The organism is Nonomuraea sp. NPDC050328, from assembly GCF_044459405.1.
Classification (GTDB): Bacteria; Actinomycetota; Actinomycetes; order Streptosporangiales; family Streptosporangiaceae; genus Nonomuraea.
In genome coordinates, this window is sequence record NZ_JBITIW010000004.1 from 202549 (window position 1) to 224504 (window position 21956).

Here is a 21956-nt window from a genome sequence, read left to right on the forward strand (position 1 = left end):
GCCGGCGAACACCGACGCCCAGCAGGCGGTGCGGGTCCCGGCGCTCGGGCTCACCGCGGTCGCCTTCTGGCAGCCGGGGACGGCCGGCGGCATCACGGCCTCGGGGCCCTGCGCGGTGCTGCTCCGGGGCGGGCGGCTCACCGTCGCCGATCCGCGGGACGAGCTCGCCGAGCTGACCGTCACGGTGGACGGCCGCGACCTCACCTTTCCCCGGCCCGGCCCGGGCGGCGCCACCGTCGACCTGACCTGAAGAGCCGTACGGCACGCGGTCGCGGGCGGTACCGGTCCCCCTCAGCCGTCAATAGGTGTCGCGGCGGACCTGATCGGCCTGATCGCGGGCCTCCTCCTGGCCGCTCTGGCCGCTCTGTGCGTAGCCCTCGCCGGGCTGGGGGCGGGGGGCCCGCTCCTCCCGCTGGAGCTCCGCGCCGGCCTTGGCGGCGCGTCCGGCCAGGAAGCCGGCGGCGATGGCGCCGAGGACGAACAGCGCCGGCCGGCGGCGGGCGAACTGCTGCAGATCCTGCATCGCGCCCGAGAAGCCCTGCTGCTCCAGGTAGTCGGCGGCCCGGCGGCCACCCCCGGCGATCTGGTGCGTCACCCGGTTGATCGGGGAGTCGGGCTTGCTGCTCTCGGCCATCGTGCTGAGGTCGTCGGCCCACTGGCGGATGCCGTGGGCGGCGCGCTGGGCCTGGGAGTCGGCTTCGCGTCCGGCCCGCTCACGGAGCCGGCCGACCACGCGCCTGGTCTGGAACCCGGCCTCGCCCGCCACTTCACGGGCCGCTTGCTTGGTGCGCTCCGCCGGTTGCCCGGTCTGCTGCGTTGGGTAGTCGGTCACCGGATACCTCCTGAGGTAACGCTTGGACGGTGCCTGCTGCTACCCGGCGGCCACCGACGGAGCGCCCGAAGGGGGATAGATGCCTCTCACGTGGAAAGAGTGGAACGTATCGGAGGGGATATGGACGAGGTGCTCACGCTGGAGGAGCTGACCGAGCTGGTGACGGAGCGGCCCGGACTCTTTCTGCGCTTTTCCAAGGGTCCGGAGACCGACGGGGCCGAGGCGAGCGTCGACTACGAGAGCGGGCTCGAACTGCCGGGGCTGTCGGCGACCGTGCTCGACCCCGAGTCGTGGTGGACCCGGCCGCCGCAGGACTGGCTGGCCCGGCAGGTCTGCAAGTACGCCGACCTGGGACAGGACGGACGCCGGGCATGGGTCCTGGCCGGTCGCGTGGTCGCCCACGGGCCCGACCACGAGCCGCTCGTCGTGGACGCCGAACCGGTCGCGTGGCTGGCCGAGCGGGTGGTACGGCAGGCCCGCCGCCGCTACCACGAGGCCTTCGAGGTCGGCCGGGACTCGACGAGCTGAGCCCTACCGGTCGCGCATCTCCTCGCAGGCCACGTGGCCGACCGTGTAGGAGGTCATGGTCACGCCCACCATCTGGAAGATCGCCACCAGCAGCAGCGGTCCGGCGATGCCCCAGCTCGGTTCCTCGCACCACGCCGCCGCCAGGGCCAGCAGCACGCCGAGCACCTGCGGCTTGGCGGCGGCGTGCATGCGCGACAACGTGTCGGGAAACCGCACCAGGCCCACCCCCGCGGTCAGCCCCAGCCCGGCGCTGACCAGCGCGCACGCCGCGGCGACCAGCTCAAGCGCCTCCATCGCCGCGCCTCCTCATCACGCACTTGGCGATCGCGGTCGAGCCGGCGAAGCCGAGCAGCGACATCGCCAGCAGGATGGGCAGCACCACCACGCCGCCCAGGCGGCTCATCCCCAGGGCCATCCAGCACATGGCCAGCGCGGTCAGCGTGTCCAGCGCGACCGCCCGGTCGAGGGTGGAGGGGCCGCGTGCCGTACGCCAGGAAGCCAGGGCGGAGGCCACGCCGAGCATGGCGACCACGATCCCGTAGACGACTGTCATCCCAGTTCCTCCTTGTCGGTCCTGGTCCCGAAGGCGCCCACGACCAGGGCCTCCTGCCGCGACACGTCACGCTGGGCGGTGGCCTGCGGCTGGTCGCCCGCGCCCAGCACGTGCAGCGTCATCCGGCCGGTGCCGGGCCGGGCGTCGACCACGAGGCTGCCGGGCTGCGCGGACAACGCCATGGTGGTGAGCATGAGCATCGTCTCCGAGGAGCTCCGCAGCTCCACGGTCACGATCGCGGTGTCCGGCGGCGGCCCCGGACGCAGCGCCCACCAGGAGATGCGCAGGCTGGAGCGGGCCAGGTCCCACAGCAGCCCGCCCAGGAAGGCCACCAGCCCGACGGGGTGCACCCGGAAGCCCAGCGAGGTCGAGGGCAGCGGCAGCAGCACCAGCACCAGCGTGCCGACCACCGCGCCGGAGACGACCACGCCCAGGCTGAGGTGCCCCCACAGCGCGGTCCACACCACGGTGAGCCAGAGCACCTGCCACCCGGAGGGCCGCCGCCACAGCCGCCTCACTGCCGCCTCACCGCCCGTCGCCTCCCAGCACCGCGGTGATGTACGGCTGGCGCGCCAGCAGTTCGGCGCCGGTCCGCTCGGCCAGGCCGGACAGCGGCCCGGCGAAGACGGTGAAGGACAGCGCCAGCGCCACGAGCCCGGCGGTCGCCACCCACATCGGCGCGGGCACCGACTCCACCAGCTCGACCGACTTCGAGGGCCGCCAGAACGCCCGGTTCCAGACCCGGGCCACCGCGTACAGGGTGAGCAGGCTGGTCAGCAGCAGCCCGCCGACCAGGATCAGCTCGCTGTCGCCGCCGTCGGCCAGGCCCGCCTGGAGCAGGCCCAGCTTGCCGATGAAGCCGGACAGCGGCGGGATCCCGGCCAGGTTGATCGCCGAGACGAAGAAGAGCACCGCGATGGCCGGGGTGAGCTTGGCCAGGCCGCCGAGCCGGTCGAGCGAGGTGGTCCCGGTGCGCCGCTCGATCAGGCCGACGATGAGGAAGAGGCTGGTCTGCACGGTGATGTGGTGCACGGCGTAGAACACCGACCCGGCCAGGGCGTGCGGGGTGGCCAGGGAGACGCCGAACACCAGGTAGCCGATGTGGCTGACCAACGTGAAGGAGAGCAGCCGTTTGATGTCGCTCTGCACGATCGCGCCGCAGATGCCGACCAGCATGGTGGCCAGCGCGACCCACTGCAGCAGCGAGGCGACCGGGCCGCCGGGGAACAGCAGCGACTCCAGGCGGATGATCGAGTAGACGCCGACCTTCGTCAGCAGGCCGGCGAAGACGGCGGTGGCCGGCGCCGGGGCGGTCGGGTAGGAGTCGGGCAGCCACGCCGACATCGGGAAGACCGCGGCCTTCACCCCGAACACCAGCAGCAGGGTCAGCTCCACCAGCAGCTTGATGGCCAGCGGCAGGCCGTCGAAGCGCTCGGCGATGTGCGCCATCGACATCGTGCCGGTGGCGGCGTAGGTGACCGCGATGGCGATCAGGAAGAGCAGCGAGGAGGTCAGGCCCATCACCGCGTAGGTGGCGCCGGCCCGCACCCGCGACTCGGTCCCGCCGAAGGTGAGCAGCACGTAGGAGCCGGACAGCAGGATCTCGAAGCCGACGAACAGGTTGAACAGGTCTCCGGCCAGGAAGGCGTCGGAGACACCCGCGACCATGACCAGGAAGGCCGGGTGGAAGATGGACAGCGGGGCGGTCTCGTCCTGGTCGGCGAAGTCCTGGGCGATGGAGTAGACCATCACGGCCAGCGTCACCGCCGCCGACACCGCGAGCATCAGCGTGGACAGCCGGTCGGCGACCAGCGAGATGCCCATCGGCGCCGCCCACCCGCCCGCCTGGGCGACCAGCGTGCCGTCACGGTCCACGGCGACGGCGAGCACGATCGCGATGGCCAGCACCACGATCAGCGTGACCACGCTGATCAGCGACTGGAGGCGGCTCAGGCGCTGGCCGATGGCCAGCTTGAGCGCCGCGGCCAGCAGCGGCAGGACGACGGGCAGGCAGATCAGCGCGGACATCAGTCGTCCTGCCCCTCCATCTCCGGGTCGAGGGCGAGCGCCTGGCGGCGGCGGTCCTCGCGGATGGCGTGGCGCATCTCCTTGCGGGCCTGCCGCGCCCGGGCCTGGATCTTGCGCCGGGCCTGGCGTTCGGTCGCCTCCTGCTCGCGGCGCCTGGCGGCGTAGCGCTGGCGGAGCTCGCGCTCGCGTTCGGCGAGGTCCTGCTTGGAGGACTCCTCCAGGCGGCGGGCCTCCTCGAACCTGGCCATGAGCTCCTCGGGGGACAGCCCGGCGTTGCGGTGGTCCTCCATCCAGCGCCCGAGGTCGACGTTGACCGCGAGGATCTGCTGTTCGAGCTCGGCCTCGCCCTCCTCGACCCGGCGGCGTGACTCCGCGGCCAGTTCGGCCAGCTCGCGCTCCTGCTGGTCGAGGATCGCGCGGTAGCGCTCCCGGGTCGCCACCACCGAGTCGATCAGGTCGCCGCGGGTGGCGGCCAGCCGGACGCGGCGGTCCTCGGTGTCGTCCTGGACGGTGTCGTCGCCGACGAGCTGCCAGGTGCGGTGGGCGAGGGCCAGCAGGTAGGCCGTGACGCCGAGCGTGATCACGATCGCGGTCAGGACGAGGGCCTGGGCGAGCGGGTCGGCCATGCGGTCGGGCTCGAAGCGGCCCTTGATCGGTGGCTGGCCGCCGGGTCCGCCGACGGTGAGGATCAGCAGGTTGACGCCGTTGCCGGCGACGATGATGCCGACCAGGATCCGGACCAGGCTGCGCTCCAGCAGCAGGGTCACCCCGGCCGCGATGAGCGCGGCCACGGCGACGAGCAGGATCAGCGAGGTGGTCACCGGGCGGGCTCCTTGATCTGCCGGTCCAGCTCGGTGCCGACGGCCCGCAGCACGTCCCGGATCACGCCCAGCACCAGGATGTAGACGCCCAGGTCGAACAGGAGCTCGGTGGACAGGTGCAGCTCGCCCAGCCACGGCACGTGCGGGTGGGTGGAGAGCACGGTGAGCGGGCTGCCGGTGACGACCAGGCCGATGAGCGCGGCCGCGGTGGACAGCAGCAGGCCGACGCCGATGAGGATGCCGGCGCCGACCGGCAGCGAGACCTCCAGCTCCAGCCCGCCGCCGGCGAAGTAGCGCAACGTCAGGGCGAGCCCGGCGACGATGCCGCCGGCGAAGCCGCCGCCCACCGAGTTCTCGCCGTTGAAGACGAGGAAGACCGAGAAGAGCAGGATCAGGTGGAACAGCAGCCGCGCGGAGATGGCCAGGACCGCCCACTGCCGGTCCGGCGGCTCGGGGGTGACCAGCCAGCCGCGCGGCGCCTCGGTGAGCACCGGCTTGATCGTCTCGGTACGGCTCCGCACGAAGATCATCGAGGTGACGCCGAGGGTCAGCGCGAGCAACACCGAGCTCTCGCCCATCGTGTCCCAGGCGCGGATGTTGACCAGCAGGGTGGTGACCAGGTTACCCTCGTCCACCGCCCCCTTGACCAGCGCGCTGACCGGGGTGGTGACGCGGGCGCCGGCCGCCAGCACGCCGGCGCAGACCACCACGGCCGCGGTGGCCAGCCCGACGGCCAGCCGGAAGCCGAGCCGCATGCGCCGCCGGTCGTGCTCGGGCGTGCGGGGCAGCCGGCGCAGCACCAGCACGAAGACCACCAGGCTCACCGTCTCGCAGAGCACCTGGGTCAGCGCCAGGTCGGGAGCGCCGTAGCTGAGGAACAGCAGCACCACGCCGTAGCCGGTGAGCCCGGCGACGATGGCCAGCCCCAGGTAGGAGCGCATCCACAGGGTGGTCACGGCCACCGCGACCAGCAGCAGGGCCACGCCGACCCGCTCGGGCCGCTGCCACAGGATGACGTCCACCCGCAGGCCCTGGTCGGTGCCGTAGAGCAGGGAGAAGGCCCCGATGGCGACCAGCGCGAGCAGCGTGCCGAGCAGGTAGTCGGGCAGCGAGCCGCGCTGGACGATGCCGGTGAGCTGGAGGGCGAAGGAGTTCACCCGGCCGAGCAGGCCCCAGTACACCTCGTTGGCGTCGGGCAGCGAGATCGCCGTCCCTGCGCGGGCGACCAGGTCGCGGGCGAGGAAGAGCACGACGCCGCCGGCCAGGGCGAGCGCCGACAGGGCCAGGGGGAGGGTGAAGCCGCTCCAGGCGGTCAGGTGGGCTTCGCCTGCCGTACCGCGGAAGGTGGTGAAGTAGGGGGCCATGGCCTCGCCGTACGCGACGGCGAACGGGCCGCCGGCCAGCCCGAGGACGGCGAGCAGGCAGGCGGGCGCCGCCATGGAGGCCGGGGTGGCGTGGAGCGGGGTGGGCTCCAGTCCGGGCTTGGCGGCGAAGGCGCCCCACAGGAAGCGCAGCGAGTAGCCGGCGGTGAGCATCGAGCCGAGCACGACGACGGCCAGCGGCACCGGCCAGCCGAGCAGGGCGGCCAGGGCGGCCTCCTTGCCGGCGAACCCCAGGAAGGGCGGCAGCCCGGCCATGGACGCGGCGGCCAGCACGGCGGCGGCGCGGATCCACGGCATGCGCCGGCCGAGCCCGCTGAGCTCGCGCAGGTCGCGGGTGCCGGTGGCGTGGTCGACGATGCCGACGACGAGGAAGAGCGCCGACTTGAACAGCGCGTGCGCCAGCAGCATGCCGGCCCCGGCGATGGCGCCGCCGACGATGCCCGCGCCGAACAGCACGAACAGGAAGCCGAGCTGGCTGACCGTGCCGTAGGCGAGCACGAGCTTGAGGTCGGTCTCGCGCAACGCGCGCCAGCCGGCCATGAGCATGGTGAGCCCGCCCAGGCCCATGGCGGTGAGCTTCCAGGCGGGCAGGCTGCCGAAGGCGGGGTCGAGCCGGGCCAGCAGGTAGACGCCGGCCTTGACCATGGCGGCGGCGTGCAGGTAGGCCGAGACCGGGGTGGGCGCGGCCATCGCGCCGGGCAACCAGAGGCTGAAGGGCCAGATGGCCGACTTGGCCAGCGCGCCGACCAGGACCAGGCAGACGCCCACGGTGACGGCGGTGCCGGAGGGCGGGTCGGCCAGCAGCAGCGAGAGCCTGTAGGTCCCGGCCTGCTGGCCGAGGACGATCAGCCCGGCGAGCATGACCAGGCCGCCGGAGCCGGTGACGGTGAGGGCCTGGATCGCGGCCGAGCGGCTGGGACGCCGGTCGGCCTGGTAGCCGATCAGCAGGTAGGAGAAGACGGTGGTCAGCTCCCAGAACACGTAGAGCAGGAGCAGGTCGTCGGCGGCCACCAGGCCGTACATGGCGCCGGCGAAGGCGACGAGGAAGGCGCCGAAGCGGCCGGCTCCGCGATCGTCGGCGTCCAGGTAGCGGGCGGAGTAGATCAGCACCAGCGCGCCGACCCCGGTGACCAGGTACATCAGCAGCAGGGTGAGGGCGTCGGCGCGGAAGGACAGGCTCAGCCCGAGCGCGGGCGCCCAGTCGTGGCTGCTGGTGCGCGCCCCGGTCCACAGGGTGTGGACGAAGCCGGCCGCCGGGGCCAGCGCCAGGAGGTAGAGGCCGTTCCGTCCCCACCGGTGGGCCAGTGCGGGCGCGGCCAGAGCCGCCACCGCATGGACGACCAGCATCACCTCCATGGGACAGAAGCGTCTCAGCGGGAGATACCGCGCACCCGGTGGGCGCGCTCGGGCGGCGGCTCAGGATTCGGTCACCCGAGCGTCAAGGAAGCGGCTATCCGCCGGTGCAGGTGAGCTTGGGCTCCGGCTGGTAGACGGTGTGGAAGCGCTGCTCCTTGATCTTCTTGCCGTCCTTCTTGAAGGTGCGCCACACGTCGATCGCGAAGCCCTGCGCGCCCGGCATGGAGATGCAGTCGGGTCCCGACTCCTGCAGCGTGGGGAAGGGCTTCACGTCGTAGGGGCCGGAGGTGCGCGACTCGATGTCGAAGCGCTTGGTGCTCCAGAACTGCACGGTCACCGAGGTCGAGGTGTAGGACGCCTTGATCAGCACGCCGTGCTCGGAGTCGTTCTTCCAGCGGAAGTCCGGCTGCGGGAAGGAGACCGTGGACTCGCGGCCGGCCGGGTAGCGGGAGATGTAGAACTGGTGCGGCGTGTGCTGCACGTCCTGGAAGCCGCCGAAGAAGACCGCGTTGAACATCGTGGTCGCGAACTGGGAGACCCCGCCGCCGACGTCGTTGACGAAGCGGCCGTTGAGGATCATCGGCGCCTCGACGAAGCCGCGGGCGGTGTCGCGCTTGCCGACCAGGCCGTTGAGCGAGAAGGTCTCGCCGGGCAGCACGACGTGGCCGTCGACGATCTCCGAGATGCGGTGGATGTTGGTGACGCGCGGGGCGCAGCAGGGGTAGTTCGTGGTGAAGCTGCTGACCTTCTCCTTGATGCCCAGCGTCTCGGCCTTCTCGGTGGTCAGGCGGGGCTGCTTGTCGCGGGTGGGCACCGCGACCGTGCGGGTGCCGCCGGCCAGGGCGTCGGCGATGGCCGTGCCGAGGGCCTTGCCGTCCACCTGCTTGCCGGGCTTGGAGGGCACCACGCGCGGCTTGCCCTTGACGATCTTGAAGGTGGCGTCCTTGGGTTCGCCGCCGACCAGCTCGCCGGCCAGGCCGGAGGCGTCGAAGTTCGGCCGTAGCGCGCCCTGTCCGTCGTTGACGAAGGTCAGGCGCTCGGCGACCTGCTCGGGGGTGAGCGTGGCCTGCTTGTCCTCGCTGCCGGTGAGCGTCAGCGGCCCCTCGACCGCCTGCTTGGCGGTGGACTCGGCGACCTGCTGGGCCTCCTCGGTGGTCACCGACGGCGGCCGCTCGCCCACCGGCAGGACGATCCGGGCGGGGGTGAGGTCCTCGCGATAGGCCTTCTGGATGGCCTGGGCGGACTGCTCGCGGTCGATGCCCTGGCCGGTGCGTGACTGCCGCACCACCGGCTTCAGGCCCTCGTAGCCGATGCGGGCCTCGACCGGCTTGCGGTCGGTCTGCTCGCCCAGCTCGGTCAGGGCGCTGGCCAGCCGGCCCTCGTCCACCTTGATCACGGGATGCAGGTCGCGGCGGCCGAAGAGCGAGGTCCACAGGCCCGCCGGGGTGAGCGCGCCCTCCTGCGCCTTCTCCAGGGTGGCGACCGTGTCGAGGGTCAGGCCCAGCTCGTCGGGGGCGAGCCGTACCTCCTCGTTGTTGGCTTCGAGGGTGAGCGGGACGGCGGCCTGGGCGGCGTACTCGCGGGTGAGTTTGGCGTGCGCCGCGTCCGGGGAGAGGCCGCCGAGGTCGATGCCCGCGACCCGGGTGCCGGGCGGGATCTTGCCCGCGAGGGACAGGGCGGCGGCCGCGTAGCCGAGCACCGCGAGGATGACCAGCCCCAGCAGGAGCAGGGTCCATCGTCGCCTGCGAATCATGCGCACACCTTATACGCCCTCTACCACGACATTTGCCGCTAAAAGGATCTGCTGCAAGATTCGTAATCTTCCTCTCAGGGAACCTTCATGCGACCTCCGTATAACTGGTCCCATGAAGATCCGCGTGGCGCGTCCCGAGGAGCTGAGCGGCTCCGAGCTGGAGGTCTGGCGGACGCTGCAGCGGGCCGGGGACGAGCTTGTCAGCCCCTTCCTCTGCCCCGAGTTCACCCTGGCCGTCGGACGGCACCGCGACGACGTGCGGGTGGCCGTGATCGAGGACGCCGGGCAGCTCGCCGGCTTCCTGCCCTTCGAGCGGCATCCACGCGGCGTGGGCAAGCCGGTGGGCGCGGGCCTCACCGACGCCCAGGGCGCGGTCCTGGCGCCCGGCTTCACCCCCGACCCCCGGCTGCTGCTCAAGGGCGCCGGGCTGAGCGTGTGGGAGTTCGACCACCTGGTCGCCGGCCAGTTCGCCGATGCGCACACCAGCCGGCACGCCTCGCCGATCATGGATCTGCGGGCCGGTTACGAGGCCTACGCCGCCGAGGTCAGCCGCGAGTCGGGCAAGACCTACCGCAGCACGCTGGCCAAGCAGCGCAAGCTCGGCCGCGACTTCGGCGAGGTCACGCACCGCTACGGCATCACCGACGTCGAGCAGCTCCGGGTGCTGCTGCGCTGGAAGAGCGAGCAGTACCGGCGCACCGGCCGCTCCGACCGCTTCGCCAAGCCGTGGATCGTGGCGCTGGTGGAGGACCTGCTGGCCACCCAGACGCCGGGGTTCGCCGGCGTCCTCGACCTGGTCTACGTCGCCGGCGTGCCGGTGGTCGGGCACTTCGGGCTGCGCAGCGAGAACGTGCTGGCCGGCTGGTTCCCGGCCTACGACCCGGCCTTCTCCCGCTACTCGCCGGGCCTGGTGCACCACCTGGCCATGGCCCGCGAGGCCGCCGCGCACGGCATCCAGGTGATCGACCTCGGGCGCGGGGCCAAGGAGTACAAGGACAAGCTGAAGACCGGCGAGCTCGTCGTCGCCGAGGGCCGGCTGGCCCGCCGTACCCCCGCCGCCGCCCTGCACTGGCTGGGCAGCGCCCCGGTCCGTACGGCACGCAACACCGTCCTGGCCCACTCGGCCCTGCGCGTCCCGGCCGACCGCCTGCTCAAGCGCTACGGCCGGCTGCGCGGCTCGCTGTCCCGCCTCACAGGAGATACCGGATCCACAGGTACGGCACGCACAGGGCGAGCGTGACCCCGGTGACGACCAGCCCGTAGCGGGTGAACTGCCAGAAGCTGATCGGCGCCCCGTTGCGCGCCGCGATGCCCAGCACGACCACGTTGGCCGCCGCCCCCACCGCCGTGGCGTTGCCGCCCAGGTCGGCGCCGAGCGCCAGCGCCCACCACAACACGGTGTCGCCGCCGTTGGCCTGCACCAGCTCGGCGACGATCGGGCTCATCGTCGCCACGTAGGGGATGTTGTCCACGATCGCCGACACCCCGCCGGAGAAGCCCAGCAGCCCGAGCGTGGTCAGCGTGAGCTGCCCCTGCGTCGCGGACACGGCCGCCTCGGAGATCAGCCCGATGACGCCGGTCTCGACCAGCGCGCCGACCATGACGAAGAGCCCGGCGAAGAAGGTCAGCGTGGGCCACTCGACCTCGGCCAACGCCTCCTCGGTGGTGACCTTCGTGGCCGCGACCAGCACTCCGGCGCCGAGCAGGGCGACCACCGAGGGCTCGTAGAGGTGCAGCACGAAGGCGACCATGACCACGGCGAGCACGGCCAGCGACTGCCACAGCAGGCGGCGGTCCTGGATGGCCTCGCGCTCGTTGAGCAGCATGATCTCGGCCGCGCGGGCCGGGTCGTAGCGGAAGGCGTCGCGGAACAGCCACCGGCACAGCCCGATGAAGACCACCATGAGCACGATGACGATCGGCGCCAGGTGGATCAGGAAGTCGTTGAAGGTCAGCCCGCCCCGGCTGGCGATGATGATGTTCGGCGGGTCGCCGACCAGCGTCGCGGTGCCGCCGATGTTGGAGGCCATCGCCTCGGCGATCAGGTAGGGCGCCACCGGCAGCGCCAGCCGCTCGCAGACCAGGAAGGTCACCGGGGCGATGAGCAGCACGGTGGTGACGTTGTCGAGCAGGGCCGAGGCGCTCGCGGTGATGACCACCAGCAGCACCATCAGCCGGAAGGGCCGGCCCCTGGCCCGTTTGGCCGCCCAGATGGCCAGGTACTCGAAGATGCCGGTCTGCTTCAGCACCCCGACGATGATCATCATGCCGAGCAGCAGGAAGACGACGTTCCAGTCGATGCCGGTCTCTTCGCTGAAGAACGCCGGGCCCGCGCCGGTCGCGCTGATCAGCAGCATGATCCCGGCGCCGCCCAGCGCCGCCGCGACCCGGTGGATCTTCTCGGTGGCGATGAGCGCGTAGGCGCCCAGGAAGACCGCCACCGCCAGCCAGGCGGTGAGCGTCACGAAGCCACCAGCCGGTCCAGCAGCGCCTGCAGCGTCACCGCGCCGAGCAACCGGCCGTCCTCGACGATCGCCACCAGCGGGCTGTGCGTACGGGCCATCAGCGCGGCCAGTTCCAGCGCCGTGGCCTGCGGGCCGGTGATGGGCAACTCTCTAGGCTCCGGTGGCAGCGCCGCCCGTACCTTCCGGTCGGCCAGCGCGTCGAGGAAGCGGTCGGCGTGCGCCTCGTCCACGACTCTGGCCAGCGCCGGGTCGTCCATGCAGTAGCCGGGCACGGCCAGGCGCAGCACCTGGGTGCCGGGCAGGATGCTGGAGGGCCGGCCGTGCTCGTCGACCACGATCAGGCCGGGCAGGTCCTGGTCGGCCAGCAGCCGGGCGGCCTGGAGCACCGGCGTGTCGAGGGAGACGGCGGGGAAGGGGGCGACGAGGTCACGGGCACGCATGGGAGCCTCCGGGGTCGGCGAAACGTCTCGCCGACCAGACTTCCCGGCACACCTGTCACGAACGTATCAGGCGCTCACGTCAGCCGGTAGGAGATCGGCAGGCGCTTCAGGCCGCCGACGAACAGGGTCTCGATCCAGCTCGGCTCGCCCGCGAGCTCGACCGACCGCAGCCGGGGCAGCAGTTCGGTGAACAACGCCTTGGCCTCCATCCGGGCCAGCGCCGCGCCCAGGCAGTAGTGCGCGCCGAACCCGAAGGCCAGGTGCCGGTTGGGCGAGCGGCCGACGTCGAAGCGGAACGGGTCGGTGAAGACCTCCTCGTCGCGGTTGGCCGAGGGGTAGGCCAGCAGCAGGGAGTCGCCCTCGCTGATCTTGGTGTCGCGCAGGGTGTAGTCGCGGGTCGCGGTGCGCATGAACTCCTTGACCGGGGTCACCCAGCGGATCATCTCGTCCACCGCGCTCGCCATCAGGGCGGGCTCGGCGCGCAGCCGGGCGAGCTCGGCGGGGTTCTCGATCAGCGCGTGCAGGCCGCCGGCGATGACCGAACTGGTGGTGTCGTGGCCGGCGGTGGCGATGATCACGTAGTAGGAGGCGGTGTCGAAGTCGTTGAGGCCGCCGTTGGCGATGGCCGAGGCCAGGTCGTCGGTGGGGACGGCCCGGCGGGCGGCGGTCAGCTCCTGGAAGTAGGCGAAGAAGTCGAGCAGCACCGTGATCTGGTCGTCGACGGTCTCGCCGCGGCGGCGGTCGGCGTCCTGGCCGCCGAACAGCTCCTGGGTGAGCTGGAGCATCCGCGGGAAGTCGCTCTCCGGCAGGCCGAGCAGCGACAGGATCACGTACAGCGGGTAGTGCGCGGCGATGTCGGTGGCGAAGTCGCACGAGCCCCCGAACTCCAGCATGCGGTCGACGTACCGCTTGGCCAGTACGTCGATGCGCTCCTGCATGCGGCGCATCGCGGCCGGCTTGAACCAGTCGGCGCCGATCGCGCGGAAGACCCGGTGGTCGGGGTCGTCGATGTGCACCAGCGTGCGCAGGGCCAGGCCGGAGGCGGCCACCCGGTCCTCGGCCTCGGCGGGGCTGAGCAGCGGCCGGGGCGCGTTGAGGAACAGCTCGTGCTGGCGCTCGATCTCCAGCACGTCGGCGTGCTTGGTCACCGCCCAGAACGGGCGGTAGCCAGGCCCGTCCACCCGGTGCACCGGCGACTCGCGGCGCAGCAGGGTGCAGGCGGCGTGGTAGCGCGCCTCGTCGGCGTAGGCGCTCGGGTCGATGAGGGTGAGTCCCGCCTCGGTCACGTTCACCGCCCGACGGTAGACCAGAGATCCACACCCGGTCCACAGGCGGGAGTGTCAGGACCGGGTGTCGATGACCTTGCCGAAGGGGACCCACCGCTCGCCCTCGAAGCGCGCCAGCCGCATGGCCTCGATCGGGAAGCCGTCGCCGGGGCCGGTGGACAGGGTGATGCCCGGCAGCAGCATGTCGATCTCCACCTCGGTCAGGCTGCGCATCGCCTGCCGTACGCCCTCGCGGGACGGGCAGGGCATGCGTTCGAGCACCCGGACGAAGGCCTGGGCCGCGGCCCAGCCGAAGACGACCTGCTGGCTGCGCGGGTCGGCCTCGGGCACGTGCCTGGCCATGGCGGCCAGGTAGGTGCGCACGCCGGGGTCGTCGGCCCACTCGGGCGCGCCGGGGTCCTTCTGGAAGCCGGCCGTCACCACGCCCTGCACCTTGGCCACCCCCACGGCCTTGAGCACGGCCGGGGAGGCGGCGACGCCGTTGACGATGTGCAGCGGGTTCCAGTCGGTCATGGCCGCGTCGGCGGCCAGCGCCTGGGCGGCGAACTTGGGCGTGCTCACGTTGAGCAGCACGTCCGCGCCGGAGGCGGCGAGGTTGGCGAGCTGGCCCTGCACGCTCGGGTCGGTCACCTCGTAGGCGCGGGTGGCCACGATGGACACCTCGGTGCCGCGCACCGCGGCCCGGAAGGCCTCCAGCAGGTCGCGGCCGAAGTCGTCGTTCTGGTAGAGCACGGCCACCCGCGCGCCGGGCCGTTCCCGGGCGAGGTGGCGGGCGTAGACGCGGGCCTCGGCGGTGTAGCTGGGCTGGAAGCCGATCGTCCACGGGTGCTCGCCGTCCGCGCCCCACTGGGTGGCGCCGGTGGCGACGAAGACCTGCGGCACGCCGCGCCGCCCGGCGAACTCGCGCACGGCCGCGGTGGACGGCGTGCCGAGCGTCTGGAACAGCGCGAAGACCCGGTCGTGCAGCACCAGCCGGCGGGCCTCCTCCAGCGCGCGGGCGGGCTGGTAGGCGTCGTCGCGCACCACGAACTCGATCCGCCGGCCGTCGACGCCGCCCTGCACGTTGACGTGCTCGAAGTGGGCGCGCACGCCCTGCGCGACCACGGCGTAGGCGGAGGCCGGGCCGGAGAGCGGGTAGATGCCGCCGACCTTGACCGAGTCCGGGGTGATCCCGGTGGCGACCTGGCCGGCGCAGGCCCCGCCCAGGACGACCTCGCCGTCCCCGCCGAGCCGGCACCCGGCCAGCACCAGGACCAGCAGCAGGACCGGGATCAGCACGACGCGCTTCACGACCGCCTCCTGAGCAACGACCCGGCCGCCCGGCGCAGCAGCCCGCTCAGCCCGGTCGGGGCCAGGCAGATCACCACGATGAGCAGCGCGCCCGACACCAGCCCCGGCGCGGCCGGGTTGACCTCGGAGGTGAGCGCCAGCACCACGACGGCTCCGATCAGCGGCCCGGCCAGGCTGCCCAGCCCGCCGATCACCACGCCGGCGAGCATGGTGATCGACAGCGCCAGCCCGAAGGAGTCGGGCGCCACGAACCCGACCGTCCAGGTGTAGAGCGCGCCGGCCACCCCGGCGTACATCGCGCTCCACGCGAAGGCGTGCGCCTGGTAGGTGGCCGGCCGCATGCCCAGGACCTCGGCCGCGGCCGGGTGGGCCTTGACGGCCAGCAGCGCCCGCCCGGCGCGCGAGCGGGTCAGGTTGCGCACGCCGGCGAAGGCCGCGACCGCCACCGCCAGCACCAGGAAGTAGAGCACCTGGTCGTCGTCCGGGGTGGGCACCGGCAGTCCCATCGCGCCGCCGGTGAGCCCGGACAGCCGTTTGAGCAGCGGCGGCACCACCACCGCGACGGTGAAGCTGATCATCGCCAGGTACAGGCCGCGCAAGCGCAGCGCCGGCCGGGCCGCCGCCAGTCCCAGCCCGAAGGCCAGCAGCGCCGCCACCGGCAGGGTCAGCGGGTACGGCAGGCCGACCCGCGAGATCAGCACCGCCGCGGTGTAGGCGCCTACACCGAAGAAGGCGCCGTGCCCGAGGGAGATCTGGCCGCCGTGCCCGGCGACCAGGTCGAGGCCGAGCAGCGCGACCGCGTAGACGAGGACGAGCGTCACCTGGAAGAGCCGGTAGGGCGGGAGCACGAAGGGCAGGGCCGCCGCGAGCAGCAGCACCGCCGCCAGCGCGGTCCGCCGCCACGGCCACACCTGCCGCCGGTCGCCCGCGACCTGCCCGACCGCCACCCGCCGCCGCCCGGCGGCGACCGCGTTCACGCCCGCTCCACGAGCGGGGCGCCGAACAGGCCCTGGGGCCGGAGCACCAGCACGGCCACGATCACCACGAGCGGCACCGCGATCTTCAGGTCCGCCCCCACGAAGCCCACATACGTCCCGGCGAGCGTCTCGGTCACCCCGACGACCAGCCCGCCGAGGATCGCCCCCCGCGCGCTCCCGAACCCGCCCAGCACCGCCGCGGCGAAGGCGTAGACCAGCACCCCGGTCATCATCCCCGGCTCCAGGAAGAGCGCCGGAGCCAGCAGCACCCCGGCCAGCGCGCCCACCGAGGCCGCCGTGCCCCAGCCGATCGCCAGCACCCAGCCCACCCGGATCCCGGACAGCCGGGCAGAGCGCTGGTCGGCGGCCACCGCCCGGATCACCAGTCCCAGCCCGGTGTGCCGCAGCACCAGGACGAGCGCCCCGAGCACCAGCCCGGCCAGTCCCGCCGCGCCGAGCGCGGCCAGCCCCGGCGGCGCGTCAGGGAACGGCCCGGGAAAGACCCGCAGCGTGGAGCTCCACACCAGCGAGGCCAGCGCGTTGACCAGCACGTACAGCCCGATCGTGGTCACCACGAGCCCGAACTCGCCGCTCACCCGGCGGATCACCAGCCGCTCGGTCACCGCCCCGGCGAGGAAGGCGATGGCCACGGTCACGGGCAACGCCACCCAGTACGGCAGGCCGTCCTCGATGAACTGCCAGGCGACATAGGTGGCCAGCATGGTCAGCTCGCCCTGGGCGAAGTTGACGATCCCGGTGAACCGGTAGCTGAGCACCAGGGCCAGCGCCAGGGCGGCGTAGCCGGCGCCCGCACCGAGCCCCTGGAGGATCTGCTGGAGCACGGCTCACCACCTCTGCCGGGTGCGCAGGCCGGTGATGCGGCCCGATTCCATCGCGTACATCCGGTGGGCCACCTCCAGCACCGCGGCCACGCTGTGCTCGACGATGATCATCGTGGTTCCCTCGTGCCGGTTGATCGAGTGGAGGGTGCGGAAGAGCCGGGCCCCGGCGGCCGGGGCCAGCGCGCGGGTGGGCTCGTCCAGGAGCAGCAGTCTGGGCCGGGCCATCAGCGCCCGGCCGAGCGCGAGCAGGCGTTGCTCGCCGCCGCTGAGCGTGCCGGCGGGTTGGGTGACGTGCGCCTGGAGCACCGGGAAGTGGCTGAAGACCCGGGCCACGTCCTCGCTCACCCCGCGTCTGGGCCGTGGCCTGGCCCGGGCCGCGACGCGCAGGTTCTCCTCCACGGTGAGCGGGGCGAAGGTGCCGTCCTCCTGGGTCACGTGGGCCACGCCGAGCCGGGCGATCTCGTCCGGGGAGCGCCCGAGCAGCGGGACGCCGTCCATGCTCACGCTGCCGCGGGCCCCGACCAGGCCGGACAGCGCGCGCAACACCGTCGTCTTGCCCGCGCCGTTCGGCCCGAGCAGCACCGCGACCTCGCCGGGCCCGGCCTCCAGGTCGATGCCGTGCACCACCTGGGCCGCGCCGTAGCCCGCGCGCAGCCCGCGCACCCGCAGCCCGCTCACTGGACGGTTCCCAGGCACGCGGCGACGACCGCGGGATCGCGCCGCACGACCTGCGCAGGACCGTCGGCGATCTTGCGGCCGAGCTCGAAGCAGACCATCCGGCGGCACAACGCCAGCACGAACTCCAAATGATGCTCGACCAGCACGATCGTGATGCCGCGCTCGTGGTGGAGCCGCGCGATGAGCTGGGCGAAGGCCGGCACCTCGCCGGGCGCCAGGCCGCCGGTCGGCTCGTCCAGGAGCAGCAGCCTGGGCCGCGCCGCCAGCGCGCGGGCGATCTCCAGCCGCTTGCCGATCCCGTACGGCAGGCCGGCCGCCGGATGGTCGGCGTACCCGGCCAGCCCGAACCGCTCCAGCAGCTCGTCGGCGTCCTGCCGCAGCCGCCGTTCCTCCGCCCCGGCCCGCCCAGCCGCCGCGGCCCAGAAGCCGGCCCGCCCGTGCCGGTGCGCCCCGGCCAGCACGTTCTCGCGCACCGACAGGCCGGGAAAGACGACCGTGGTCTGGAACGTCCGGGCGATCCCGCAGGCCGCGACCTGGTGCGGCGCCACCCGCGCCAGGTCCTGGCCGGCCAGCCGCATGAAGCCCTCCTGCGGGGTGCACCGCCTGGTCAGGCAGTCGAACAGGGTGCTCTTGCCGGCCCCGTTCGGTCCGATCAGCCCGACCAGCTCGCCCTCGCGAACCACGAGGTCGATCTCCGACAGCGCGCTGACGCCGCCGAAGCGCATGCTCAGCCGGCCGATCTCCAGTAAGGCGTCCACCGTCAGCCGGCCGCGGGCACCGCATACCCCTTGGCCAGGTCCGACTCGGCGGCTTCCTTGAAGATCGTCGCGCCGCCGACCGCGTCCTTGTCCGGCTTGACGACGTAGGAGGCGCGGGAGGCGGGCTTGTCGTAGACGCTGAAGTCCATCGGGGTGCCGCCCAGGCCGCCCTCCCAGGCCTTCTGCGAGCGGTGGGCGGCCAGGATGCCCTCGCGGCTGAGGTCCTTCGCCTCGCACGCCTTCTTCAGCGCGTCCCCGACGATCATGGCCGCGGTCCAGCCCGCGGCGACGCCGCTGTCGAGCGGCTGGCCGGCGTACTTGGCCTGGTAGTCGGTGATCAGCTTCTGGTAGACCGGCAGCGGCGCGCTGATCGGGGCGCCCGCGGTGACGTAGTAGAAGTCCTTGAGCAGCGCGGGGGCGGCCGGGGTCTGCAGGAGCTGCGGGCTGTAGGCGGAGTTGCTGCCGACGAAGGGCACGTCCATGCCGCCGGCCAGCGCGACGCCGACCAGGGAGGCGGTCTGCCGCGGCCCGACCGAGACCAGCACGGCCTTGACCCCGGCCTTCTTGAACGCGGCGACCTGGGCGGTCATGTCCTGGTCGGTGGCCTTGATCTTCTGCTCGACCAGGGTCAGGCCCTGCTTCTCGCTGGCGTACTTGGAGCCGTCGAGCGCGCTCTGGCCGTAGTCGCCCTCGAAGTAGAGGTGGCCGATGGTGTCGCCGGACTTGATGCCCTTCTCGGCCATCAGGAAGTCGACCGCGTTGACCATGTCCACGTCGTAGGTCGTGCCGGTCACCTGGATCGCCTCGCTGCCCAGCAGGCCGGTCGCCCAGGCCATCGGGATGGTGAGGATCTTGTCCGTGGTGATCTTGTCCTTGAGCGCGGTGACCATCGGGGAGCCGATGAACTGCGGGATCGCCGCGGTCTTCGGCGCGACCTCGGCGTAGGAGGCCATCGCCTTCTGCGCGTCGTAGCCGTGGTCGCGCACGACCGTCTCGATCTTGCGTCCGCAGACCCCGCCGGCCCGGTTGAGCTGCTCGAAGTAGAGCTGCTGCGCCTGGGTCAGGCTCTTGCCGAGCGAGGCGTACGGGCCGGTCAGGTCGGTGAGCAGGCTCAGCGTGACCGTGTCGGCGGTGACGCCGGGACCGGTCTTGACGCCGTCCCCGCCCGCGGCGGCCGACGGCTGCGCCGAGGCGCCCCCGGTGGCCTTCTCGCTGGCGCAGGCCGAGGCGGCCAGGGCGAGCACCGCCACCGCGGCGGCGACTGCTGTGCGGTTAACCGGCATGAGAGCTCCTCGTTTCAGGGATGCGGGACACGACGCGGGGCAACTTCGGACGCAGGGAGCGGAACAGGCCGAGCAGGCCGCCCGGCAGGAACAGCACGACCGCCACGACCGCAGCGCCGTAGAGGATGCGCGCCGCCTCGGCGGGGGACAGGCCGCCCGAGCCGGGCGCGGCGACCAGGGGGATGGCGTCGCTGTAGCGGGTGAGCAGTTGCGGCAGGAGCGAGACGAAGACGGCGCCGATCACCGCGCCGCCGACCGAGCCCAGGCCGCCGATGACGATCATGGCGAGGTAGTCGAGGGAGAGCAGGATGCCGAAGTAGTCGGGCACCGTGCGCTGGAAGACCAGCGCGAGCAGCACGCCGGCGGCTCCGCCGTACATGGAGGACAGGACGAACACGCCGGCCCGGTAGCGGGTGACCGGGACGCCCATCACGCCGGCGGCCAGCTCGTGGTCGCGGATGGTGTTCATGGCCCGGCCGGGCCGGCCGCGCAGCACGCCCCGGGCGAACAGCGCCGCGCCGAGCAGCAGCGCGCCGCCCAGGAACCACAGCCGCTCCAGCACCCCGAAGGGCACGTCCAGCACGACGAGCGCGGGGGCGTCGGCGAAGGTCAGGCCGAACAGCTCCATCGGCGGGACGGCCCGGCCGTTGAAGCCGCCGGTGACCGGCTCGGCGTTGAAGAGCAGGTGCTGCCCGCCGAAGATGAGCGCCAGGGTGGCGATGCCGAGGTAGGCGCCCTTCAGCCGGCCGGCGATCGGGCTGAACAGGCCGCCGGCCGCCCCGGTGAGCAGGACGGCGAGCACCGCGGCCAGCGGGGTGGGCAGGCCGAGGTCGGCGGAGAAGGCGACGTAGGCGTACGCGCCGACCGCCAGGAAGAAGGCGTGGCCCATCGAGAGCTGGCCGGTGGCGCCGGTCAGCAGGTTGATGCCGATCGCGCCGACCGCGGCGGACATGGCGAACAGCCCGGTCTGCAGCCAGAAGCCTTCGAGGTAGAACGGGACGGCCACGAAGGCCGCCAGCACCGCCAGGCGGATGATCCACTTAGACACGGGCGAGCTCCTTGGTCCCGAAGAGCCCGGCGGGCCGCCAGAGCAGGATGGCGATCATGATCAGGAAGGGCGCCACGTCGCCGATGCCGCGGCCGAGGAAGGACAGGTCGTTCTGGTAGCCGGTCATGAGCGCCTCCGTGATGCCCACGACCAGGCCGCCGACCAGGGCTCCCGTGGTGGAGTCGAGGCCGCCGAGGATGGCGGCGGGGAAGGCCTTCAGCGCGGCGAGCGAGGAACTGCGGTCGAGCCCGGGCGTCGGGAAGACGCACAGGAAGAGCGCGGCGACCGCGGCCAGCGCCCCGGCGACCGCCCAGGCGCTGAGCGAGACCCGGCCCAGCCGCACGCCCATCAGCGCCGCGGTCTCCGGGTCCTCGGCGGTGGCCCGCATCGCCACGCCCCAGCCGGTGTACTTGAAGGCCAGCAGGAAGGCGGCGATCAGCGCGGTGGCGGTCACCAGCGCGACGATCCGGGTCTCGGCGATGGTGATGCCGCCGATCTGCACCACCCGCGACTCCCACGGGTCGCCCATCGCCAGCACCTCGGTGCCGATCTGCCGGGTCAGCTCGGTGGTGAGCACGATGTCCACGCCGATCGTCACGATCGCCAGCACGCTGTGGTTGGCCGCCTTCGAGCGGCGGATGACCAGGAACTCCACCGCCGCGCCGATCACCGCCGCCGCCGCGATGCCGAGCGCCAGCGCCGCCCAGAAGCCGACGTAGGGATGCAGTCGCGCCACCACGTAGCCGCCGGCCAGCAGCAGCGAGGCGTGCGCGAAGTTGACCACCTCGGTCGCCTTGAAGATCACCACGAAGCCGAGCGCGATCAGCGCGTAGACGGCCCCGATGGAGATCCCGTTGACCAGCAGTTCCAGGAACGTCGTCACGATTCCCCCAGATAGGCGTTGATGACCTTGGGGTCGCTCTGCACCTCGGCGGGTGTGCCGTCGGCGATGCGCCGCCCGAAGTCCAGGACCGTCACCCGGTCGGCCAGCCGCATGACCATGCCCATGTCGTGCTCGACCAGGACGATCGAGATGCCGAGGCTGCGGCGCACGGCCAGGATCAGCTCGGCCATCTCCACCCGCTCGCCGCTGTTCATCCCGGCGACCGGCTCGTCCAGGAGGAGCAGCCGGGGCTCCATCGCCAGCGCCCTGGCCAGCTCGACGCGCTTCTGCACGCCGTACGGCAGGAGCCCGACCGGCGTGGCCAGCCACGGGGCCAGCCCGACGAACTCCGCGATCTCCGCCACCCGGGCGGCGTGGATCCGCTCCTCCTTCCTGGCGTACGGCAGGCGAAGCCCCGCCGCCAGGAAGCCGGAGCGGGTCAGCCGGTGCCGGCCGAGCAGGATGTTGTCGCGCACCGGCAGGTGCGGGGAGAGGGCGATGTTCTGGAAGGTCCTGGCCACGCCGAGCCCGGCGATCTCGTGCGGGCGCAGCGCGGTCAGCTCGGCCGGGCCGAGACGCACGCTGCCCTCGCTCGCCCGGTAGACGCCGGAGAGCACGTTGAAGCAGGTGGACTTGCCCGCCCCGTTGGGGCCGATGACGGCGTGCACGGTGCCGGGGGCGACGGTGAAGCTGACGCCGTCGAGCGCGGTGACCCCGGCGAAGCGCACGGTCACGTCCCTGACCTCCAGCGCT

The 21956-nt window shown here is 72.7% G+C and carries 23 protein-coding genes; 3 read left to right on the forward strand and 20 right to left on the reverse strand.

Annotated elements, in window-relative coordinates:
- The first annotated feature begins 28 nt into the window (after nt 1-28).
- The gene (locus ACIBG7_RS17170) at nt 29-250 is read left to right on the forward strand and encodes a polysaccharide lyase beta-sandwich domain-containing protein (protein WP_397336821.1); all 222 of its coding nucleotides are present in this window, start codon (nt 29-31) and stop codon (nt 248-250) included.
- 48 nt (nt 251-298) lie between these two features.
- On the opposite strand, the gene ACIBG7_RS17175 is transcribed toward ACIBG7_RS17170, so the two are convergent.
- Nucleotides 299-832, reverse strand: a complete 534-nt coding sequence (locus ACIBG7_RS17175; RefSeq protein ID WP_397336822.1) for a hypothetical protein — start codon at nt 830-832, stop codon at nt 299-301.
- 120 nt (nt 833-952) lie between these two features.
- On the opposite strand from ACIBG7_RS17175, the gene ACIBG7_RS17180 reads away from it, so the two are divergent.
- Entirely contained in the window at nt 953-1360 is a 408-nt protein-coding gene (locus ACIBG7_RS17180; protein ID WP_357928698.1) for a DUF6098 family protein, read from the forward strand.
- Nucleotides 1361-1363: 3 nt separating this feature from the next.
- On the opposite strand, the gene ACIBG7_RS17185 is transcribed toward ACIBG7_RS17180, so the two are convergent.
- From ACIBG7_RS17185 to ACIBG7_RS17215, 7 genes are all read right to left on the reverse strand, one after another.
- Nucleotides 1364-1654 (reverse strand): monovalent cation/H(+) antiporter subunit G, encoded by a 291-nt coding sequence (locus ACIBG7_RS17185; protein ID WP_357928701.1) that lies wholly within the window; start codon nt 1652-1654, stop codon nt 1364-1366.
- A complete protein-coding gene (locus tag ACIBG7_RS17190; protein ID WP_357928704.1) occupies nt 1641-1913 on the reverse strand; it encodes a monovalent cation/H+ antiporter complex subunit F in 273 nt (90 codons plus the stop codon). The genes ACIBG7_RS17185 and ACIBG7_RS17190 overlap by 14 nt, the downstream gene beginning before the upstream one ends.
- Nucleotides 1910-2431, reverse strand: a complete 522-nt coding sequence (locus ACIBG7_RS17195; RefSeq protein WP_397336823.1) for a Na+/H+ antiporter subunit E — start codon at nt 2429-2431, stop codon at nt 1910-1912. The genes ACIBG7_RS17190 and ACIBG7_RS17195 overlap by 4 nt, the downstream gene beginning before the upstream one ends.
- 7 nt (nt 2432-2438) lie before the next feature.
- The gene (locus ACIBG7_RS17200) at nt 2439-3941 is read right to left on the reverse strand and encodes a Na+/H+ antiporter subunit D (RefSeq protein WP_397336824.1); all 1503 of its coding nucleotides are present in this window, start codon (nt 3939-3941) and stop codon (nt 2439-2441) included.
- Nucleotides 3941-4762, reverse strand: coding sequence for a Na(+)/H(+) antiporter subunit C (locus ACIBG7_RS17205; protein ID WP_357928712.1), 822 nt, complete (start codon nt 4760-4762; stop codon nt 3941-3943). The genes ACIBG7_RS17200 and ACIBG7_RS17205 overlap by 1 nt, the downstream gene beginning before the upstream one ends.
- Complete coding sequence (locus tag ACIBG7_RS17210) at nt 4759-7500, reverse strand: Na+/H+ antiporter subunit A (RefSeq protein WP_397336825.1); 2742 nt, start codon at nt 7498-7500, stop codon at nt 4759-4761. The genes ACIBG7_RS17205 and ACIBG7_RS17210 overlap by 4 nt, the downstream gene beginning before the upstream one ends.
- A gap of 94 nt (nt 7501-7594) precedes the next feature.
- Nucleotides 7595-9253, reverse strand: a complete 1659-nt coding sequence (locus ACIBG7_RS17215) for a VanW family protein (RefSeq protein ID WP_397336826.1) — start codon at nt 9251-9253, stop codon at nt 7595-7597.
- Between the two features lie 112 nt (nt 9254-9365).
- Here ACIBG7_RS17215 and ACIBG7_RS17220 point away from each other — a divergent pair, with 112 nt between their 5' ends.
- Nucleotides 9366-10493, forward strand: a complete 1128-nt coding sequence (locus tag ACIBG7_RS17220) for a GNAT family N-acetyltransferase (protein ID WP_357928721.1) — start codon at nt 9366-9368, stop codon at nt 10491-10493.
- Here ACIBG7_RS17220 and ACIBG7_RS17225 read toward each other — a convergent pair.
- The 12 genes from ACIBG7_RS17225 to ACIBG7_RS17280 all read right to left on the reverse strand — a co-directional run bounded on the left by ACIBG7_RS17225 (nt 10444) and on the right by ACIBG7_RS17280 (nt 21952).
- Nucleotides 10444-11718, reverse strand: a complete 1275-nt coding sequence (locus tag ACIBG7_RS17225) for an ArsB/NhaD family transporter (RefSeq protein ID WP_357928723.1) — start codon at nt 11716-11718, stop codon at nt 10444-10446. The two genes, ACIBG7_RS17220 and ACIBG7_RS17225, sit on opposite strands and share 50 nt — an antisense overlap.
- Complete coding sequence (locus ACIBG7_RS17230; protein WP_397336827.1) at nt 11715-12158, reverse strand: CBS domain-containing protein; 444 nt, start codon at nt 12156-12158, stop codon at nt 11715-11717. Before ACIBG7_RS17230 ends, ACIBG7_RS17225 begins: the two co-directional genes overlap by 4 nt.
- A 74-nt stretch (nt 12159-12232) precedes the next feature.
- On the reverse strand, nt 12233-13450 hold the full coding sequence (locus ACIBG7_RS17235) for a cytochrome P450 (protein ID WP_397336828.1): 1218 nt from the start codon (nt 13448-13450) through the stop codon (nt 12233-12235).
- Between the two features lie 48 nt (nt 13451-13498).
- Entirely contained in the window at nt 13499-14734 is a 1236-nt protein-coding gene (locus ACIBG7_RS17240) for an ABC transporter substrate-binding protein (protein ID WP_397336829.1), read from the reverse strand.
- Nucleotides 14731-15711, reverse strand: coding sequence for a branched-chain amino acid ABC transporter permease (locus ACIBG7_RS17245; RefSeq protein ID WP_397336830.1), 981 nt, complete (start codon nt 15709-15711; stop codon nt 14731-14733). The genes ACIBG7_RS17240 and ACIBG7_RS17245 overlap by 4 nt, the downstream gene beginning before the upstream one ends.
- Nucleotides 15708-16553, reverse strand: a complete 846-nt coding sequence (locus ACIBG7_RS17250) for a branched-chain amino acid ABC transporter permease (protein WP_397336831.1) — start codon at nt 16551-16553, stop codon at nt 15708-15710. Before ACIBG7_RS17250 ends, ACIBG7_RS17245 begins: the two co-directional genes overlap by 4 nt.
- Nucleotides 16554-16556: 3 nt before the next feature.
- The gene (locus ACIBG7_RS17255) at nt 16557-17231 is read right to left on the reverse strand and encodes an ABC transporter ATP-binding protein (protein WP_397336832.1); all 675 of its coding nucleotides are present in this window, start codon (nt 17229-17231) and stop codon (nt 16557-16559) included.
- A complete protein-coding gene (locus tag ACIBG7_RS17260; protein WP_397336833.1) occupies nt 17228-17989 on the reverse strand; it encodes an ABC transporter ATP-binding protein in 762 nt (253 codons plus the stop codon). Before ACIBG7_RS17260 ends, ACIBG7_RS17255 begins: the two co-directional genes overlap by 4 nt.
- A gap of 2 nt (nt 17990-17991) precedes the next feature.
- On the reverse strand, nt 17992-19272 hold the full coding sequence (locus tag ACIBG7_RS17265; protein WP_397336834.1) for an ABC transporter substrate-binding protein: 1281 nt from the start codon (nt 19270-19272) through the stop codon (nt 17992-17994).
- Complete coding sequence (locus ACIBG7_RS17270; RefSeq protein WP_357928748.1) at nt 19262-20320, reverse strand: branched-chain amino acid ABC transporter permease; 1059 nt, start codon at nt 20318-20320, stop codon at nt 19262-19264. The genes ACIBG7_RS17265 and ACIBG7_RS17270 overlap by 11 nt, the downstream gene beginning before the upstream one ends.
- A complete protein-coding gene (locus ACIBG7_RS17275; protein ID WP_357928751.1) occupies nt 20313-21203 on the reverse strand; it encodes a branched-chain amino acid ABC transporter permease in 891 nt (296 codons plus the stop codon). The genes ACIBG7_RS17270 and ACIBG7_RS17275 overlap by 8 nt, the downstream gene beginning before the upstream one ends.
- Nucleotides 21200-21952, reverse strand: coding sequence for an ABC transporter ATP-binding protein (locus tag ACIBG7_RS17280; protein WP_357928949.1), 753 nt, complete (start codon nt 21950-21952; stop codon nt 21200-21202). The genes ACIBG7_RS17275 and ACIBG7_RS17280 overlap by 4 nt, the downstream gene beginning before the upstream one ends.
- Nucleotides 21953-21956: the final 4 nt, after the last annotated feature.